This is a genomic window from Vreelandella alkaliphila (genome assembly GCF_016107625.1).
GTDB lineage: Bacteria > Pseudomonadota > Gammaproteobacteria > Pseudomonadales > Halomonadaceae > Vreelandella > Vreelandella alkaliphila.
On record NZ_JABASV010000008.1, the window covers coordinates 190,634 to 208,432 of the forward strand.

The 17,799-nt window shown below is 50.2% G+C and carries 17 protein-coding genes; 7 read left to right on the top strand and 10 right to left on the bottom strand.

What is annotated here, in order from left to right; all coding sequences use genetic code 11:
- Nucleotides 1-175 precede the first annotated feature (175 nt).
- Genes JFC11_RS13680 through JFC11_RS13690 form a run of 3 tightly spaced genes read right to left on the bottom strand, consistent with a single transcriptional unit; the run spans nucleotide 176 to nucleotide 2,561 of the window.
- Complete coding sequence (locus JFC11_RS13680) at nucleotides 176-1,279, bottom strand: COX15/CtaA family protein (protein WP_038483905.1); 1,104 nt, start codon at nucleotides 1,277-1,279, stop codon at nucleotides 176-178.
- A 55-nt stretch (nucleotides 1,280-1,334) separates the two neighbouring features.
- Entirely contained in the window at nucleotides 1,335-1,841 is a 507-nt protein-coding gene (locus JFC11_RS13685; protein WP_198349769.1) for a hypothetical protein, read from the bottom strand.
- Between the two features lie 9 nt (nucleotides 1,842-1,850).
- The gene (locus JFC11_RS13690; protein WP_120387002.1) at nucleotides 1,851-2,561 is read right to left on the bottom strand and encodes an SURF1 family protein; all 711 of its coding nucleotides are present in this window, start codon (nucleotides 2,559-2,561) and stop codon (nucleotides 1,851-1,853) included.
- Between JFC11_RS13690 and JFC11_RS13695 the strand changes: the two genes are divergently transcribed.
- Nucleotides 2,560-2,751: a DUF2909 domain-containing protein gene (locus JFC11_RS13695; protein WP_038483896.1), complete on the top strand. Its 192-nt coding sequence runs from the start codon at nucleotides 2,560-2,562 to the stop codon at nucleotides 2,749-2,751. The genes JFC11_RS13690 and JFC11_RS13695 overlap by 2 nt on opposite strands.
- A 4-nt stretch (nucleotides 2,752-2,755) precedes the next feature.
- Here the strand turns inward: JFC11_RS13695 and JFC11_RS13700 are convergent, their stop codons facing one another.
- From JFC11_RS13700 to JFC11_RS13720, 5 genes are all read right to left on the bottom strand, one after another.
- Nucleotides 2,756-3,613 (bottom strand): cytochrome c oxidase subunit 3, encoded by an 858-nt coding sequence (locus JFC11_RS13700; protein WP_198349770.1) that lies wholly within the window; start codon nucleotides 3,611-3,613, stop codon nucleotides 2,756-2,758.
- A complete protein-coding gene (locus JFC11_RS13705) occupies nucleotides 3,610-4,200 on the bottom strand; it encodes a cytochrome c oxidase assembly protein (RefSeq protein WP_038483890.1) in 591 nt (196 codons plus the stop codon). The genes JFC11_RS13700 and JFC11_RS13705 overlap by 4 nt, the downstream gene beginning before the upstream one ends.
- Nucleotides 4,201-4,236: 36 nt before the next feature.
- Entirely contained in the window at nucleotides 4,237-5,880 is a 1,644-nt protein-coding gene (gene ctaD, locus JFC11_RS13710; RefSeq protein ID WP_038483887.1) for a cytochrome c oxidase subunit I, read from the bottom strand.
- Nucleotides 5,881-5,916: 36 nt separating this feature from the next.
- Entirely contained in the window at nucleotides 5,917-7,032 is a 1,116-nt protein-coding gene (coxB, locus tag JFC11_RS13715) for a cytochrome c oxidase subunit II (RefSeq protein WP_120387003.1), read from the bottom strand.
- A 126-nt stretch (nucleotides 7,033-7,158) separates the two neighbouring features.
- Nucleotides 7,159-7,332: a DUF2970 domain-containing protein gene (locus JFC11_RS13720; protein WP_084183706.1), complete on the bottom strand. Its 174-nt coding sequence runs from the start codon at nucleotides 7,330-7,332 to the stop codon at nucleotides 7,159-7,161.
- Nucleotides 7,333-7,464: 132 nt separating this feature from the next.
- On the opposite strand from JFC11_RS13720, the gene JFC11_RS13725 reads away from it, so the two are divergent.
- Together JFC11_RS13725 and JFC11_RS13730 are read left to right on the top strand one after the other, a co-directional pair.
- Nucleotides 7,465-7,824 (top strand): hypothetical protein, encoded by a 360-nt coding sequence (locus tag JFC11_RS13725; protein ID WP_038483881.1) that lies wholly within the window; start codon nucleotides 7,465-7,467, stop codon nucleotides 7,822-7,824.
- Nucleotides 7,825-7,916: 92 nt separating this feature from the next.
- Nucleotides 7,917-8,132, top strand: a complete 216-nt coding sequence (locus JFC11_RS13730) for a hypothetical protein (RefSeq protein WP_038483878.1) — start codon at nucleotides 7,917-7,919, stop codon at nucleotides 8,130-8,132.
- A 41-nt stretch (nucleotides 8,133-8,173) separates the two neighbouring features.
- Here the strand turns inward: JFC11_RS13730 and hrpB are convergent, their stop codons facing one another.
- A complete protein-coding gene (gene hrpB / locus JFC11_RS13735) occupies nucleotides 8,174-10,609 on the bottom strand; it encodes an ATP-dependent helicase HrpB (protein ID WP_198349771.1) in 2,436 nt (811 codons plus the stop codon).
- A 20-nt stretch (nucleotides 10,610-10,629) separates the two neighbouring features.
- Nucleotides 10,630-11,289: a TetR family transcriptional regulator C-terminal domain-containing protein gene (locus tag JFC11_RS13740; protein WP_038483867.1), complete on the bottom strand. Its 660-nt coding sequence runs from the start codon at nucleotides 11,287-11,289 to the stop codon at nucleotides 10,630-10,632.
- 202 nt (nucleotides 11,290-11,491) lie between these two features.
- Here JFC11_RS13740 and xdhA point away from each other — a divergent pair, with 202 nt between their 5' ends.
- Genes xdhA through guaD form a run of 4 tightly spaced genes read left to right on the top strand, consistent with a single transcriptional unit; the run spans nucleotide 11,492 to nucleotide 17,540 of the window.
- On the top strand, nucleotides 11,492-12,949 hold the full coding sequence (gene xdhA / locus JFC11_RS13745) for a xanthine dehydrogenase small subunit (RefSeq protein WP_198349772.1): 1,458 nt from the start codon (nucleotides 11,492-11,494) through the stop codon (nucleotides 12,947-12,949).
- On the top strand, nucleotides 12,933-15,356 hold the full coding sequence (gene xdhB / locus JFC11_RS13750; protein ID WP_038483861.1) for a xanthine dehydrogenase molybdopterin binding subunit: 2,424 nt from the start codon (nucleotides 12,933-12,935) through the stop codon (nucleotides 15,354-15,356). The genes xdhA and xdhB overlap by 17 nt, the downstream gene beginning before the upstream one ends.
- A complete protein-coding gene (gene xdhC, locus JFC11_RS13755) occupies nucleotides 15,353-16,225 on the top strand; it encodes a xanthine dehydrogenase accessory protein XdhC (protein WP_198349773.1) in 873 nt (290 codons plus the stop codon). The genes xdhB and xdhC overlap by 4 nt, the downstream gene beginning before the upstream one ends.
- A gap of 1 nt (nucleotide 16,226) precedes the next feature.
- Entirely contained in the window at nucleotides 16,227-17,540 is a 1,314-nt protein-coding gene (gene guaD / locus JFC11_RS13760; protein WP_198349774.1) for a guanine deaminase, read from the top strand.
- The last annotated feature ends 259 nt before the right edge of the window (nucleotides 17,541-17,799 follow it).

Sequence of the window (17,799 nt, forward strand, 5' to 3'; positions counted from 1 at the left end):
CCTTTCACAACGGAGAGGTAGAAAGCTTGACGACAATTGTACTCCCTATTACCCCAATGAGACCACTCTCACTATTTCTTCACCTCTGCTTCCGCATAAAACTAAGGATTACACAGCAACGTTTTTCATTATCCACTCCGTAATAACCATTATTATTTTTGACGAAGCAAAACCTCTAGTTACCATCGTACGTCGAGAAAACCTGAGATGACTTTAGATAATTCACTTCATTAAGATGCTGATTAGAAGGATATTTCCAGCACCAGACAGCCCACCCCATACTCAAGGTCAAGGCAACCGCTCCAGCGGTATGTAACAAAGCCAGCCATAGAGGAAGCCACAACAACACATTAGCAATGCCAAGCGCGACTTGGGCAAAATAAGCAATTACCACCAAGGTGAGCGCTCGCCCAACAGACGCAGCCGCACGATATCGCCACCATAGCGCTAACAAGACAATTCCGAGTAGAAGCGCTCCAATACGATGTATAACGTGAATTGCAGTACGTGCATCGGCATGTAGCTGCCCGTGTAAATAATTAGGACCGACCGTTTGTGTTAGGTGGAAGCCTTCACTTATATCCATTTCTGGCCACCACTGCGTATTACAGGTCGGGAATCCTTGGCAGGCAATACCTGCATAGTTGCTGGTTACCCAGCCCCCTAAAGCAAGCTGCAAAACTAATATCAACACGCCTATTACCCAGAGCGCATTAGCATTCTTAAATAGAGAGGTATAACGTGTGGGAGAAGAAGTATGGTCGGTAGAGGTAGGTACAGGCCTTGTCAAGCTGAGCCGAATTCGCAAATGCACCCAAAAAAACAGCATCAGTACACTTAGCCCACCCAACAAATGTAAAGTAACCACTTGTGGCCAAAGCTTTAGCGTCACTGTAAAAGCGCCAAACGCGCCTTGAAGCAGAATAACAACGAGCAAGGCAATACTTACTTTCCATGGAAACCCTGGACGCTTGCGCAATGAAAAACCTAGCGCCACTACGCTTAGAACAATAAGCCCTAAAAAACTTGCTACATACCGATGAGCCATCTCTACCCATGCTTTAAAAGGCACAAGAGGTACATCAGGATGTCGTAGAGCAGCATGTTCGGCATCAGGGACTAACAGCCGCCCATAACAGCCTGGCCAGTCTGGGCACCCCAAACCAGCGTCAACTAAGCGCGTCCATGCGCCAACTAGAATCACTAACGCTGTAAGCACAGTGCCGACCAAGGTTAAACGTTTCAGCCATTGTAAGCGCCGCTCAGTAGAATATGGCACGTTGCTTCCTTACGACCTGCGAGGTCGAGCATGCAGAGTAACGGTATATTGTTCGCTATCGCGGATTAACCTTAAACAAATGACGTATATCATCGAGAATATCAGCTGCGGGCACTGCATTATTAAATGACAACGCTGGCCTGCCGAAAGGATCCATTAGCCAGACGCTATTTTCTTCTCGCCATGCAGGTTCCACTCGCCAACGACTAACCTTTTCACCTGGAAGCTCTTGCGCACTCCCGCCTATTCGCAGCCGCTCTAACCGAGGGGCTTCTCGACCTAACGCTCGATGCAGACGCCACAATTCATCCATGCGCTCATCACAAAGAGAAGTACAGTCAAACACTAGTGTCCATGCATCATTTTTTTCGGGTTGAGTACTCAGAGGCCAATCATCTAGTGCGGGTACGCTGACATGCACTTGACCATGGGCAGTATCTTCACTAGGTATGCCTATTTGCCACGTCAACATCATCCACGCAGTAACAATAGGCGCCGCGAATGCTGCAAATATAAGCAACAATTTAACTCGCGGATAACGAACTGGCTGGCGTTGCTCCATGCTTTCCCCTCAGTAACCTGTAAGACTATCTTTTGTAAGACTATCTTTGCGCAGGCGACGCCCCCCCAACACCATGACTACTGTCGCAGCAAGCGCCAACCCCCACCATTGAAAAGCATAGCCAAGATGGCGACTAGGAGGCATCACGTTAGCTTCCCACCAGGGTGCAAACACCCCCTCACCCTGGTCAGCATGTAGCCAGCCGGTGTAAGTGAAGGCTGGCAGTGTTGACTCCCACGGGGTTAAGCTGATCTGCTGCAGTCTTAGCCCTTCCTTGTTTTTGCCATATAGCGGTCCGCCGGAGCGCGCAACCTGCCACTCGCCTGAAACGGTTACGCTGCCCTCTGGAGTGTCCGCTTGTGGCGCCGCCCTACTTGGCCCTGTCTCAATAAACCCTCGCTGAATAAGCCACAACTGATCAGAACTGTCTCGGAAAGGCGTTAACACAGCCACGCCCAGGCGCCCGTCCACAATGCGGTTATCCAGATAAAGCGTGTGATTAGCAAGGTACTCTCCTTGTAAATGCAGCTCAGATCCCTCTTCTGGCATAGCAGTAGGCGATTTAACCAAAGGCGCTGCCTCCCGAGCGGCTAACAAAACTCGCTTGTCAGCGGCACGCTCCCACTGCCATAGTCCTAGGAAGATACCTAGCGAAACTAATACGCCCCAAAACACACACCAGACGTATAGACGTTGCGACCCAAAAGAGGTTTTCGTCATGTGGTTAAAGCTGCTCATTGGCCTAGTTTTTATTGGAATAGTCGCTAGCTTAGCGGCCGGCGCAGGTTTTTTATTAAAGGATGACAGCAGCTCGCGACGGCTACTAGCATCCCTTAAATGGCGCATTGGGTTAACATGTCTACTCATGGCCTTGTTAGTGTTTGGCTTCTGGTCGGGAGATTTAGGCTAATTGATTAGAAAACGTATACAAAAATAAATAACCCAACCCATACAACATCTACAAAATGCCAATACCAACAAGATGCTTCAAAACCAAAATGATGATCTTGGGCAAAGTGCCCTTTATGTATACGTATCAGCATGCTGGTTAAAATTAACGTACCTATAATGACATGAACGCCGTGAAAGCCCGTTAGAATAAAGAAAGTAGCGCCGAAGATCCCTGCTTCAAGCGTAATACCATAATGGTTGTAGGCTTCATAATATTCGACGCCCTGAATCATAATAAAACAGCAACCCAGCAATACAGTACCTGCCAGCCAGTTTCTGCACGTCTTACGTTCGCCTAATTTCAAAGCTTCATGTGCAACCGTCAATGTAATGCTCGACGTTACCAAAATTAGTGTATTGACGAGCGGCAATTGCCATGGACTTAAGACACTATCCGGGCCAGCCACCGACGAATCAGGAGGGTTTAACACCGGCCACTGAGCGACAAAATCAGGCCAAAGCAACGCAGAAACACCTTTTGCTCCTTCACCACCTAACCAGGGTATAGCGAACGTTCTTACGTAGAACAGGGCACCAAAGAAAGCCGCAAAAAACATCACTTCAGAAAAAATAAACCAGCCCATCCCCCATCGGAACGAGCGATCCATCTGGGCATCGTACAATCCGCTCATTGACTCGTGAATAACATCTCTGAACCAAAACCCCATAACTGTAATGACACAAGCCATACCGATTAGCATGAGCGGGGTACCCGTGTCGTACACAAGTTTAATTCCTGTACCCACCATCATAGCCCCGAGCGCCAGCGAGCCTAGGATAGGCCATCGACTCGTTGCAGGAACATAGTAGCCGCCACTCATATCGAATCCCCTATCGTTTTGTTGTCATTCTTCGAGATGTCTTTTACTAAGTGATGAACCGGATACAAGGTATATACCAGCGTTATCGTATTAATATCCTCTGGAAGGTCACGCGCCAGCTGGAATATCAGAGGAATCGTCAAACGCTCATCCCCTTGAAGCTGCTGCTCCTGGAAACAGAAACAGCTTACTTTTCTTAAATGCGTCGTAGCGCTTGAAGGAGAAACGCTAGGTACAGCCCGCCCCCAACTTTCGACATGACTGTTGTTAGTAAACGTAAAATCAACTTCAGCTGTTTGGCCCGGATGCACGCGCATTTGGCGAGTTTCGACGCTCATTCGCCATGGCAACCCCGCGCTACCTCGGGTAATGAACTGCACGGTAATATAGCGGGACTGATCAACTTCTTCATGAATAATGGCTTTAGCCGTTGTATCCACTTTGCCATTAAGGCCAGTCACACTACAAAACACGTCGTAAAGAGGAACCAGTGCGAATGCAAAGGCAAACATCCCAATTAGCGCCGCCACTGTACGAATGACTGTCCGTTTAACCCCAAGTGATTGCACCGTATCGTTGACTGCCATATATCCCCCTAGACCATTTTGCTGATGGGCAGCTAATTAGTCATGGTGATGAGTACGGTTAAATACTGGCGGTGTTTCAAAGGTGTGCAACGGTGCCGGACTGGGGACGCTCCACTCTAGGTCTTCTGCACCTTCCCAAGCTTTTGCAGGTGCTTTTTTACCTCCTCTCACACACATCACCACAACCAATACAAACATCAGCTGTGACGCACCAAAAAAGAAGGCACCAATGCTGGAGAGCATATTGAAATCCGCAAATTGTAATGCATAGTCGGGGATGCGCCTTGGCATGCCCGCCAAGCCTGCGAAATGCATAGGGAAAAACGTTAGATTAACGCCAACAATAGAGCACCAGAAATGACATTGAGCAAGTCGCTCGTTAGGATAATAACCTGTCCATTTGGGTAGCCAATAATAGACGCCAGCCATAATGGCAAAAATAGCACCGGGTACTAGCACATAATGAAAATGCGCCACGACAAAGTAGGTATCGTGGTATTGGAAATCCGCAGGCGCAATTGCCAACATTAGTCCTGAGAAACCGCCTATGGTGAACAGAACCACGAAAGCCAAAGCAAACAGCATGGGCGGTTCAAAACTGATCGAGCCGCGAAACAGCGTGGTCACCCAATTAAACACTTTCACGCCTGTGGGCACGGCAATCAGCATGGTCGAGTACATGAAAAACAGCTCCGCTGTTAGCGGAAGACCGACGATAAACATATGGTGTGCCCACACTAAAAATGACAGCAGCGCGATAGCTGCCGTGGCATACACCATAGACGCGTATCCAAACAAAGGCTTACGCGCGAAAGTAGGTATGATGGCTGAGACAATACCAAAAGCTGGCAAAATCATGATGTAAACTTCAGGATGGCCAAAGAACCAAAATAAGTGCTGGAAAAGCACTGGATCACCACCACCCGCGGCGTCAAAGAAACTGGTACCGAAGTTAATATCCATCAGCATCATGGTAATAACGCCCGCTAGCACAGGCATTACCGCAATCAATAGAAAAGCCGTAATTAACCATGTCCATACGAACAGCGGCATATCCATCATGCGCATTCCAGGTGCGCGCATATTCAGAATGGTCGCAATAATATTTATAGCCCCAAGAATCGAGCTAATGCCTGCAATGTGCAGGGCTAAAATAAAAAATGTTGTGGAGGCAGGTGCGTAAGTCGTCGATAACGGCGCATAAAATGTCCAGCCAAAATTAGGCCCACCGCCCGGCATTAAGAGCGTAGAAAGTAGCAATGTAAACGCCACCGGAAGCAACCAGAAACTAAAGTTATTAAGCCTGGGCAGCGCCATATCCGGCGCACCAATCTGAAGCGGAATCATCCAATTGGCTAGCCCAGTAAACGCTGGCATTACCGCAGCAAACACCATGATTAATCCATGCATGGTGGTCATTTGGTTGAAAAATTCTGGCTCTATAAGCTGTAAACCAGGTTGAAATAGCTCGGCTCTCACCACTAGGGCAAATATGCCTCCAACAAAAAACATGGTGAGAGAAAAAATCAGGTAAAGAGAACCAATTTCTTTATGGTTGGTGGTCAGAACCCATCGTAGTATCCCTTTGGGCTGAGCCGCATGGTCGTGATGAGAATGACCGCCAGCCGCTGCAGTAGAGCTGTGTTGCAGCGAGTGTTGAGGAGGTAGTTTGGGCGCCATGAGCATCTCCGCCTGATTTATTGTTAGTACCTTAAATTATTGTGCGATACGTTCGGCCACCGTAGCTGGCTGCACCACATCACCTGTCTCATTGCCCCAAGCATTGCGGGTATAAGTAACAACAGCGGCTATTTCGACAGGGTTTAACGTACTGCGGAATGCCGGCATAGCAGCGCCAGAAACACCGTTAATAACCCGATTCATATGCCAATCTAAATCACTAATCAGTTGATTATTATTGGCTAGTGCAGGAAATGCTGGTGGCGCCCCCTGGCCTTCGCTTTGGTGACAGGAAGAACAGATAGTCTGATAAACGGTCTCTCCACGCGCCATCAAATCCTCCATCTCCCACTCCCGGTCAACCCCCATAGCCTCTTGCTCTGCGGCTTCTTTTCGTTCTGCCAACCATGCTTCGAACTCTTCTTCTTCCATCGCATGCACAACCACTGGCATAAACCCGTGGTTAACGCCACAAAGCTCAGCACACTGGCCACGATAGATGCCCGGTTCATTAATTTTCACCCAATTCTCATTGATAAACCCAGGAATCGTATCCTGCTTAACGGCTAGTTCAGGCACCCACCAAGAGTGAATAACGTCATCCGACGTCATTAAAAAACGCACTTTACGATTAATTGGCAGTACCAATGGCTCATCTACGTCTAATAAATAGTGCTCATCTCTCGCCTCCTCGCCACGAATTTGTGCTCTTGATGTACTCATATTGGAGGTAAACGCAACATCTTCACCAAGGTATTCGTAGCGCCAGCGCCATTGTTGGCCAGTAATCATCACATCTAAATCAGCTTCTGAAGAATCGTACATACTCTTCAACGTCGCCGTCGCAGGCACGGCCATGCCAACCAAAATCAGAATAGGAATAGCGGTCCAAAGAATTTCAACAGAGGTGTGCTCATGAAAATTCGCCGCTTTTTCCCCTTTTGAGTGTCTGTATTTAAATAGTGAGTAAAACATCACCCCAAACACAATCACCCCAATGACCACGCATACCCAAAAAATCGCCATATGCAGACCAAAAATATCTTGGCTGATATCGGTGACCCCAACAGGCATATTCCAGCTATTAGCATGAGCTTGAGTGATACTGAAGGCACTGGTAATGGTTAGCAGCCATTGCCACGATAGATGCATAGAAACCTCCGTTATTATTGTTGTTCTCGCCAATCCGTTTACTTAGGTCAGGATTAACTGATTAACGTCAGTATAGAAAACATGTGGCATTCGTCACGCACAACTATCGTGGGGTGTATCAACGCTTCATCGCGACGCAATCACTGCAATCCCAACCAAGATCAAAACAAATACGAGCGTGATCACAATTCCCACTACAATAAAGGCAGCGGGGTTACCGCTAGAAAAATCCTGTTGCCGCTTGAGGTCATTTTGTACGCCTAGCAGTGCTGACAGTACTGATTTAACGACTGACCACATTGAGCCTCTCCTCGTTATCACGTATCGCGTTGCCTAAATGAGCAACTCTTCTGCAGAGCTTTAGCTATAGTTGAAGATAGGAGAACCTGTGAAGAATGCCTCACAAATTGAAAAACTCGATAGGAACCTACTATGGACCATACAAACAAAAAGCAGCCCTCATCCGTCAACGACACGAACCAAGATATCGCAGCTTGGTGGCAGCATTACTGCCTATTGAGCACCATGCCAATGGTACGTTGTCAGATTGCGTGGCTTGAGAGCGTGACAGAAGCCATGCAGCTGGAGGCCGAGCTTTTCCAAGCTATCGCTAAAAGTAGCGAAAAACTGACGCTATGCCTGACTGATGACAAAGAAAACTGCAGCGCTAAGGAACTCACTGAGCATTACCAAGAAATGGTCAAAACGCTTACCGACGCTAACCTTGAGCGTTTTGCTAAGGTATCCCAGCTTTCCCATGAGTTTCGACGTAGTCTTTGGGAAGAAATCTAACAATTTGGGATTAAGCTTGCGACTTACTGTCGTGCCATTCACACTACGCACGCTTTGCTAAGAGCAGCTTTTGACTGGTGATGGAGCCTAATATGCCCAAATGTCGTGGATTTATTTCGTTGTTCTCATTAATGACCGTGGTCTTAGTATCGTTGACTGGCTGCACAACTTACACTTGGCCGGATGGCTCGCAGGAGACTGTGCTGGGTGTGCCTCCAGAAGAAGAAAACCGGCGTTATGAAGAGCAACGTGCCGACGGAGTACGCTATCGCGTGCCAGGTAAAATACCTGAAGAGCAAACGCAATGACCTTCTTCGATCTGGCTTCTCTTTAAACGGTGTTATTAACTTTACCTTCGTTTCGTAGATGCCGTTGCTTGAGCGGTAATTGGATCTTCTGGCCAGGGGTGTTTAGGGTAGCGGCCACGCATCTCTTTACGCACCTCTGGGTAGCCATTCAACCAAAAACTGCGTAAATCCTGAGTAACTTGAAGCGGCCTTTTTGCCGGTGAAAGCAGATGAATGACAACAGACACATGACCGTCCGCTACGGCGGGAGTATCCTGCCAACCAAACGCTTCCTGTAACTTCAAAGCAAGCACTGGCGGCCTTCCTGCTAGGCAGGACTCATAATCAATTGTTGCTTGATTACCACTAGGAGCCATTAATGCCGATGGCGTTAAACGCTCAAAACGGGTTTGCTCATCCCAGCTGAGTGTTGCCATTAAGTAGTTATGGAACGGCATTTTTTCTAGCTGATTGAAACGTGTAATACCCGTCATGTAGGGTGCCAGCCAAACATCTAAGCTGTCTAATAGCGAGCTTTCTGACCAGTCAGGCCATGCATTAGAATAAATACTCGCCACTAGCGCCATTCGCCCCTGTAATTGCTTAACCTTGCCATTAAAAAGCGCTGCTGGTCGTTGCTTTAGTGCTCGCAGCAACGCCTGTTGGACCGCCTCTCCTGATAACTCCGCTAAAGGCCGACTTGCCAACACAAGTTCACCATGGCGCTGAACAGCTTCACCAAGCAGCTTTCCTTGGGCATCTGACCAAGTAACACGCTCCTCCCACTGTTGAGTTGCCGGGTAAAGGTCATTAAGCGCTGTCTGAGCAATCGGTTCTGCCAGATAAATTGCTGCCTCACTACTGGCACTCTCTACGCTAACGGCGACGATAAATGCTTCATTCGCTAGGGGGTGGCTAACGGAGAGCGTGGCAGTTTTGCCATTGGCAAGCTTGAACCGACCTGGACTGATGAATTGACCAACGCGATCCGGGTAAGCCATCGCCAGCAGATAGCTAAGCGGCTCAAGCGGTAGTTTATGTGGCACCTGAAGGCTAGCCATGTCCATAAGACGCTTGGTTTCTCGTTGCCAGTGAGGAAATCGCCAGGGTTGGCTGAGCCGCTGAGCCAGCGCATCTCTTAGCGAGCCACTGACACGCTCTCTACCCTCTAGCAGAGCTGCTAAAGCACAGGCAAGCGGTAATGCATTCAATGACACTGCCTTTGACAGCATGACCGCTAAACGAGGTTCAAGCGGCCAACGCACACTTTGCTTACCTAGTGGTGTTAATAAACCCGCTGTATCAAGAATGCCAAGCTGACGAAGCAAAGCCTGGCTACTTTGCCATGCACCGCTAGGCGGTGGTGTCATCCAAATTAACTCTTCAGGCGATCGCGCTCCCCATACGGCAACCTCAAGCGCAAGTTTTGATAAATCAGCTTGGGCAATCTCAGGTTCACCGTAAGCAACCAGTGGCTGCTCTTGAGACCACAAGCGATAACATACACCCGGCTGTTGCCGCCCTGCACGACCACGACGTTGATCAGCGCTGGCACGATTGACACGCCGAGTAGTTAGTCGAGTGAGCCCAGTTCGCGGCTGAAACAACGGCACACGCTCCAAGCCAGCGTCAATGACCACATTAACACCATCAACTGTCACGCTGGATTCCGCAATGGCCGTCGATACAATCACCCGCCGGCGAGTTTCGTGTAACTTCAATGCTGCTTGCTGCGCCTCGATAGGCATGCCGCCATGTAATGCGCACACCTCAATATCAAAGGTGCTATTTTCCAGCATTTGCACTAGCCGAGTTATCTCTGCCACCCCAGGTAAAATCACCAGCACGTCGCGGCTATCGGCATTCGCCAAGGCTTCGGTTACCACTCGGTAAGCGGCAGTGTCTAACGCTTCATCACTGCTAAAAGGGCGATAATAGGTTTCAATTGGGAATTCACGTCCCGTACTTTCAATCACGGATGTATCGCTGCCCAATACGCTTTTTAACGCAGCAACATCTAACGTCGCAGACATCACCATCAGTCGTAAGTCATCGCGAATGCTTTGCTGAATATCCAGCGATAGCGCCAGCCCAAGATCTGCTTCTATGCTGCGCTCATGAAACTCATCGAAGATGATACCGGCGACGCCTTCGAGCAACGGATCGTCTTGCAACATACGCGTCAGGACGCCCTGGGTGACCACCTCCAAGCGTGTTTGCGGGCCCGCTTTGCTGTCCCCTCGCATACGATAGCCAACTGTCTTACCGACAGGCTCATCAAGCTGCGCGGCCATAAAGCTTGCCGCCAAACGAGCCGCTACCCGTCGAGGCTCTAACAACACTATCTTCTGGCCCTGCGCCCACTGGCTGTTCAGCAAGGTCAGCGGAACGCGGGTTGTCTTACCCGCTCCCGGCTGGGCGATTAAGATTAGGCGGTTATGTGCAGAGAGAGCCGCCTGAATCGGCTTGAGGTGCTGTTCAATTGGAAGTGTAGACATCGCCAATATGGGCATAGCAGCTAAACTGATGAGTCGTTTGATAAATGCGACGCTGAAATACCGCATCCTTTCAAAATAACATGCTCAAGGAAACGGCAAATAGACTCGAAATCCGTTTCGCTGAGCACTTCAGTCCCTAATATTCCCGTTACCTGCGCACTGTATTCCGTGTAATGTTGGGTAGCCGACCAAATCAAGAATATAAGCCAGCGTGGATCGACATCATCCATTTTCCCTAGCTGAGACCACTGGTGAATAATTTCTGCACGGGAAACTACCCACTCTTTCAACTCACCAGAGAGATAATTACTCAAGAAAGGCGCACCAGCCAAAATTTCGGCGGCAAATAGCTTTGAACCTTCGGGGTAACGCTGGCCCAGCATCATCTTGGTGCGAATAAAATCGCTTAATACCTTAGCTGGATCACTGTCAGGTGTTATGTCTTCAAGTACCGCATTCCAACGGTTCATCATTCGATTAAGCAGTCGTACATAAAGCAGCTGCTTACTGCCCATGTAATAGAGAATATTCGCCTTAGGAAGACCTGCTATATCGGCGATTGCCTGAAGGCTGGCACCACGATAACCATGTTGAGAAAACACCTGCTCCGCAGCGCTCAGTATGGTCTGTTCAATGCGATCTCTGCTGGCATTTTCATGGTTAGCGGTATCCGCTGTCATTGATTAAGCTCCTTTAATAAGCGCTTTTGATAAGCACCAATGGTCAGCCCATGGGACTTATTACATATAATTGGTTTATCTACGCCGGCCGCGTAAGTGCACAGACAGCCGCATTAGCAACAAATTCTTGCAAGGTGCGCTCTTTTGTCTCAAGCTAAACAATATTGACCGATCGGTCAGAACAATCATAACGGAGTTTGGCATGGCTACGATTGAGTTCCTGCTCAACGGCACCCCCAAGCAGTGTCATGTACCCCCTGACACCAGCATTCTAACGCTGTTGCGTGATCATTTGGGCATCACTGGCACAAAAGAAGGCTGCGCATCGGGTGACTGTGGCGCTTGTACAGTCGCAATCAACAATCCAAGCGACACGCAAAACCGCTTTTTAAGCGTCAACGCGTGTATTACCCCGGCTCATCAACTTCACGGTCAGCACGTCATTACCGTTGAAGGGCTTGCGACTGAAGGCAACTTCCACCCAGCTCAACGCGCAATGATCGAGTGCCATGGCAGCCAGTGCGGATTTTGCACGCCAGGAATTGTCATGTCCTTGTTCACCTTGCATGCCAACCAACAGCAGCGCCCCTCGCCTCTTACACCAGAAACACTTGAAGCCACATTAGGTGGAAATTTATGCCGCTGCACGGGATACCGACCGATTCGTGACGCCGCATTGAGTATGCAAGATTTCTCTTGGGAAGCACCGCAGTGGTTCGATGCGTCTCAGCCAGCCAGTCACCCGCTTCATGTACCGGAGTCAACCGCAAAGAGTGAGCCACTCTTTGTACAGCCAACCACCTTGGCTGAGTTGGCCGACGCAAGATATCGCTATCCTGATGCACGCCTTGTGGCTGGCGCAACAGATCTATGGCTGGAAAGCACTCAGCGTCTTACCGCATTGACCCAGCTTATTGATACCACGCGTGTGGCTGAATTGCGCCAAATTGAAGAGGCGACATTCCAAGCTCAACCAGGTTGGTGGGTAGGCGCTGGGGTTACGTACTCGCAGCTTGAGCCCTTATTAAACAGTCACTTTCCTGCGTTTGCACACCTCCTTCACAGGCTCGGCTCTCAACAAGTTCGTAACCGGGGAACGCTCGGCGGAAACATCGCCAACGCTTCGCCAATTGGAGATACGCCACCTGTACTACTGGCGCTCAATGCATGGGTAGAACTTACCAGCCACGTCAATACTCGCCAGCTCTTGCTGAGTGATTTTTTTATCGACTATAAAAAAACAGCGCTGGCGGCTGATGAAGTCATCAGCCGTATTTTTATACCTCAACTGGCTGAAACAGCCACACTAAGGGTTTGGAAGCTTTCTAAACGGCGCGAGGATGACATAACGGCGGTATTAGGTGCGTTTTGCTACCGTGTTAATCAGGGTGTGATGGAGGATGTTCGCATTGCCTTTGGCGGTATGGCTGCAACTCCCAAGCGAGCTAGTCAAACAGAAGCTGCGCTAGAGGGCCAGCCCGTTTCCAAAGCTAGCTTTCAAGCAGCCCAACAAGCCCTTGCTGAAGAGTTTCAGCCAATGAGCGATGTACGGGGCAGCCAATACTACCGAGAACAAGCCGCTCTCAACCTATTGGAACGCCTCTACTTATCGCTTTCGTCACCCAACCAGGAGGTGATGCTCCATGCGTACGCTCACTAAACTTGATGGCGACAGCAGCCGCGCTCGTCGAGAGTTACATAACCACATCCAAGGGTCAGGCCCACTTGCTCGCCATACTGTCGATAGCCACGGTCAGCGCCAAGCAGGCACCGCTAGCTTCCATGAAAGCGCTGAAAAACACGTTACCGGCAAGGCTGCCTACATTGATGACCTCAAAGCACCGGCAGATGCCCTGCATGTAGCTCTGGGGCTTTCTCCTGTCGCACACGGCACATTGACCGCACTTGATCTCGAAGCAGTTAAACAAGCGTCTGGCGTTGTCGATGTCATCACTTTTCACGATGTGCCCGGCCATACAGATATCGGCCCTGTGTTTCCAGGCGACCCCATTTTTGTTGATCAAGAAATTAGCTACGCAGGCCAGTGTATTTTCGCCGTTGCGGCTACCTCGCTTCAGGCTGCTCGCCGAGCGGTAACGCTGGCCAGGTTAAGTATCGATGAACAACCAGCAAGCCTCGACCCTGTTGCTGCTGCCGAACGCAATGATGTGGTTCGCCCTACCCACGTTCAGGAGAGAGGCGATTGGCAAGCGGAACTGCGCCAAGCCGAGCAAACGGTTGAGGGCGAGCTTTTCATCGGCGGACAGGAACATTTTTACCTGGAGGGGCAAGCATGCTTGGTTCTGCCCACCGAAGACGAAGGGGTCATTGTTCATACCTCTAACCAGCACCCTAGTGAGACCCAGAAACTTGTCGCTGAAGTACTGGGCATTCCCTTTCATGCCGTCACCGTTGAAGTGCGCCGAATGGGTGGCGGCTTTGGAGGCAAAGAAACCCAAGCATCCCCATGGGCATGTATGGCAGCCATCATTGCCCGCAGAACCGGAAAAGCCACACGTATACGGCTACCGAGAAGTGATGATATGCGCGCGACCGGTAAGCGTCACCCCTTTCATAATCGCTACCGACTTGCAATTGATTCGCAAGGCATCATCCAAGGCGGAGAGATAACGGTTATTGGTGACTGTGGCTACTCGCCGGATCTTTCGGACGCCATTGTTGATCGGGCAATGTTCCATGCCGACAACGCATACTCAATAGGCAATGCTCGCGTCACCGGTCATCGAGCTAAGACCCACACGGCTTCTAACACGGCTTTTCGGGGCTTCGGCGGCCCTCAGGGCATGATGATTATCGAAGCTGCAATGGATGATATCGCGCGCAAAGTCGGTGAAGACCCTCTCACCATACGCAAACGAAACTTCTATCGCGACGGGCGAGACGTCACCCACTACGGGCAGTCAGTGGATCAAAAGCAGTTGCTGCATACGCTGGTTGATACATTGGAAACCAATAGTGATTACTGGGCACGCCGTGCGGCGATTAAGGCATTTAATAGCAACAGTCCCATTATTAAAAAAGGGCTCGCGCTGACGCCAGTAAAGTTTGGCATCTCATTTACCGCCCAGCACCTCAATCAAGCCGGTGCTCTGCTGCATGTTTATACCGATGGCAGCATCGTGATCAATCACGGCGGCACTGAAATGGGCCAAGGGCTGCACACCAAGATTTGTCAGGTAGTGGCGCGCGAGCTTGGCTTGGATTTAGATAGCGTGCGGATTAGTGCAACTCGCACGGATAAAGTACCCAATACATCCCCTACGGCGGCTTCAAGCGGCGCCGACCTCAATGGCATGGCAGCGCGAGATGCCGCCAGTAAATTGCGCGAAAGGTTGTTCGACTTTGCCGCGATACATTTTGAGGGCGGATTAGACCGAGAAGGTATGCGCCTGGAAGATGGCATGCTGATTGCGGGGATTAATGAGAGCGAGCGTCGCATCCCCTGGGGAGAGCTTGTTCAAACGGCCTACCTCAATCGCATCTCGCTTTCAGAAAAGGGTTTTTATGCGACACCATTGATTCATTACAACCGTGCAACGGGCCAAGGCCGCCCTTTTTATTATTACGCGTTTGGAGCAGCCGTTGCCGAAGTAAGTGTTGACACATTGAGCGGCGAATATTTAGTTAACCGCGTTGACGTGCTGCATGACGTTGGCAATTCGCTAAACCCTGCCATTGATATTGGCCAAGTAGAAGGTGGCTTTATCCAGGGAATGGGCTGGCTAACCAGTGAAGAGCTTAAGTGGAGCGATAAAGGTGTGCTGGTTAGCGACGGGCCTGCGACCTACAAAATACCCACGTTTGGTGATCTTCCCGCTATTTTTAACGTTGAACTATTGGAAGGCCACCCAAATTCCATGGCAAGCCTATATCGTTCTAAAGCCGTTGGCGAGCCACCGTTTATGCTTGGTATCTGTGTTTGGTCTGCACTACGTGATGCACTTTCAAGCTTAACCGATTACCAACAGTCTCCCCATCTCGACACTCCCGCAACCCCTGAGCGAGTGATGTTGGCTGCAAACGCAATTAGAGAAAAAGCGCTATGACACAGCCCTCAGCAGAAACTTGGCACGCGGCACTCGATCGATTGCAGCGTAGCGGTGTTCCCCACGTGTTGGCCTCTCAGATAACCAGCGCGGGCTCAACCCCGCGTGAGCCCGGCGCGCGCATGGTGATCACCCAAGAGGCTGTCTATGACACGCTAGGTGGAGGCACTTTCGAGTGGCAAACTATCCATGCTGCTCGAGACTTTTTACAGCAAGGCCGCGCTGGCTTTCACTTAGAGGCATTCTCGCTAGGTGGCCGCAGCGGCCAGTGCTGTGGCGGTTATGTCAATGTGCTGCTGGAAGTGTTTCCTGGTGCCGCTACCAATATCGCTTTATTTGGTGCTGGCCATGTCGGACGAGAGATCGTAAAGCTTAGCGAACCGCTACCCTGGCAAGTACACTGGTTTGATAGCCGAGCAGATGTATTTAACGAACGCGATCAGCAGCAATCCCGACTCAGCTGCCATACGCTGAGCAGTGCACAAGAGGGAACTTCAGCCCTGCCGCCCTACTGTCATGCATTGGTATTAACCCACAACCATGATGAAGATTACGCCCTTATCACCGCTTTACTACAGCGCCATGACATCGCCTCGATAGGGCTAATCGGCTCTGATAGCAAATGGGCAAGCTTCCGAGGACGACTGCAGCGCGAAGGCTACACCGCTGAAGAAATAGAGCGTGTACGCAGCCCCATTGGCTGTATTCATAACACTAAACTTAGCAACAAAACCCCCTATGCGATTGCTTTGACGGTGGTAACCGAACTGCTTTGGCTAACGGACAAGCCAGCCTCACTAGACATGCGCGGCCTTGAGCCGAACGCAATACGTGCACTTGTTGACGATACGAAAACGACTCAGAGTTAATATGAATTCCTCAATCGATACGCTCATCCGCGCTGAAATTGTCAGCTTTGCACGCGACCCAGGTAATGATGACCTACCTCAGCCAGGTAGCCTAGAGCATTATGGCGACGGGCTACTGTGGCTAAAAGGCAGTCATATTCAGGCTGTCGGCCACTATGGTGATCTCGCTGATCAACTGCCAAGTGACGCCCATGTTATTGATTATCGCGGCAAGTTGATTATGCCCGGTTTTATCGATACTCACGTTCACTATGTTCAGCTAGACATCATGGCTTCCTACGGCCGACAGCTGCTTGATTGGCTAAATGACTATACGTTTCCTGAAGAGTGCCGTTTTGCCAATCATGCGCATGCTGAAGCGCTATCGAACGCTTTTCTAGATGAAATGCTTCGCGCGGGAACGACAACAGCCCAAGTATTTGGCTCAAGCCATCCTGGCTCAGTGGATGCGTTCTTCACCGCCTGCCAAAAACGTCAGCTACGCATGCTGGTCGGTAAAGTATTAATGGATCGCAACGCGCCTGACGCCCTAATGGATGGCGTATCTGGAATTGCAGACAGTGAGCGACTTATTCAAGACTGGCATGGCAATGGCCGACTAGGTTATAGCGTCACACCACGCTTTGCGCCCACCTCTACCAAAATGCAAATGGATGCTGCCGGCGCCCTCTTACGCAATGACTCTAGCTTGTGGCTACAAACTCATTTGGCCGAAAACAGTGGGGAATTAGACTGGGTAGCCGAACTATTTCCTGGTAGCCGCGACTACTTAGCCGTTTACGAAGAAGCGGGGTTAGTCGGCCCTCGCAGTACCTTCGCGCACGGTATTCATCTGGATAACGATATGCGTAAACGCTTGGCGGATCGAGGCGCCAATATTGCCTTTTGTCCAAGCTCCAATCTTTTCCTAGGCAGCGGATTATTTGACCGAGAAGCAGCTAAACAGACCGGCATGGCATTTACCTATGCTAGCGATATCGGCGCAGGCACCGATTTATCAGGGTTTGGAACGCTTAAGGCAGCCTACCAAGTGGGCCAATTAGGGGGACAGCCTCTCACCACATGGCAAGGTTTTTACGGTTTAACCCATGGCAATGCAAAAGCGCTTTCCCTAGATACCCATATCGGCCAGCTTGCCCCTTCGTACGAGGCTGATTTTGTAGTCATTGATCCTCATGCGACATCACTGTTGAAGCGCCGTATCCAACACAGCAAAACACTCGGCGAGCGTTTATTTGCGCTGATGATGCTCGCTGATGATCGCGCTATCTATGAAACTTGGGCCGCTGGCGAATGCCAGCACCAACGGGATTAATTTTCAAAGTTAACTCGTCATTCCCGCAGGCTCTTAGCGGGAATCCATGTTGAACTGAGGGGGGTCGGCCTGCTGCAGGTCAAGGTGGATTCCCGATAACCTCACTCGGGAATGACGGTGCGGTGCACGCTTCGGCAGGTGGCCATTTTGTGATAGGGGTAAGGGAGTGCTTTTCTTCCGCGCAAACAAAAAACCCAGCCGGTTGGCTGGGTTTCTTGTTGAATAAGTGCCTGACGATGATCCGGGCGGCGCTCCGCTA

Excerpts from the sequence above, each read along its gene's own strand:
- JFC11_RS13720 (WP_084183706.1), bottom strand. The coding sequence starts at position 7,332 with ATGTGGTCAGTCGTTAAATCAGTACTGTCAGCACTGCTAGGCGTACAA.
- JFC11_RS13740 (WP_038483867.1), bottom strand. The coding sequence starts at position 11,289 with ATGACAGCGGATACCGCTAACCATGAAAATGCCAGCAGAGATCGCATT.
- xdhC (WP_198349773.1), top strand. The coding sequence starts at position 15,353 with ATGACACAGCCCTCAGCAGAAACTTGGCACGCGGCACTCGATCGATTG.
- JFC11_RS13700 (WP_198349770.1), bottom strand. The coding sequence starts at position 3,613 with ATGAGTGGCGGCTACTATGTTCCTGCAACGAGTCGATGGCCTATCCTA.
- coxB (WP_120387003.1), bottom strand. The coding sequence starts at position 7,032 with ATGCATCTATCGTGGCAATGGCTGCTAACCATTACCAGTGCCTTCAGT.
- JFC11_RS13705 (WP_038483890.1), bottom strand. The coding sequence starts at position 4,200 with ATGGCAGTCAACGATACGGTGCAATCACTTGGGGTTAAACGGACAGTC.
- JFC11_RS13690 (WP_120387002.1), bottom strand. The coding sequence starts at position 2,561 with ATGACGAAAACCTCTTTTGGGTCGCAACGTCTATACGTCTGGTGTGTG.
- xdhA (WP_198349772.1), top strand. The coding sequence starts at position 11,492 with ATGGCTACGATTGAGTTCCTGCTCAACGGCACCCCCAAGCAGTGTCAT.
- JFC11_RS13725 (WP_038483881.1), top strand. The coding sequence starts at position 7,465 with ATGGACCATACAAACAAAAAGCAGCCCTCATCCGTCAACGACACGAAC.
- JFC11_RS13730 (WP_038483878.1), top strand. The coding sequence starts at position 7,917 with ATGCCCAAATGTCGTGGATTTATTTCGTTGTTCTCATTAATGACCGTG.
- ctaD (WP_038483887.1), bottom strand. The coding sequence starts at position 5,880 with ATGGCGCCCAAACTACCTCCTCAACACTCGCTGCAACACAGCTCTACT.
- xdhB (WP_038483861.1), top strand. The coding sequence starts at position 12,933 with ATGCGTACGCTCACTAAACTTGATGGCGACAGCAGCCGCGCTCGTCGA.
- hrpB (WP_198349771.1), bottom strand. The coding sequence starts at position 10,609 with ATGTCTACACTTCCAATTGAACAGCACCTCAAGCCGATTCAGGCGGCT.
- JFC11_RS13695 (WP_038483896.1), top strand. The coding sequence starts at position 2,560 with ATGTGGTTAAAGCTGCTCATTGGCCTAGTTTTTATTGGAATAGTCGCT.
- JFC11_RS13685 (WP_198349769.1), bottom strand. The coding sequence starts at position 1,841 with ATGGAGCAACGCCAGCCAGTTCGTTATCCGCGAGTTAAATTGTTGCTT.
- guaD (WP_198349774.1), top strand. The coding sequence starts at position 16,227 with ATGAATTCCTCAATCGATACGCTCATCCGCGCTGAAATTGTCAGCTTT.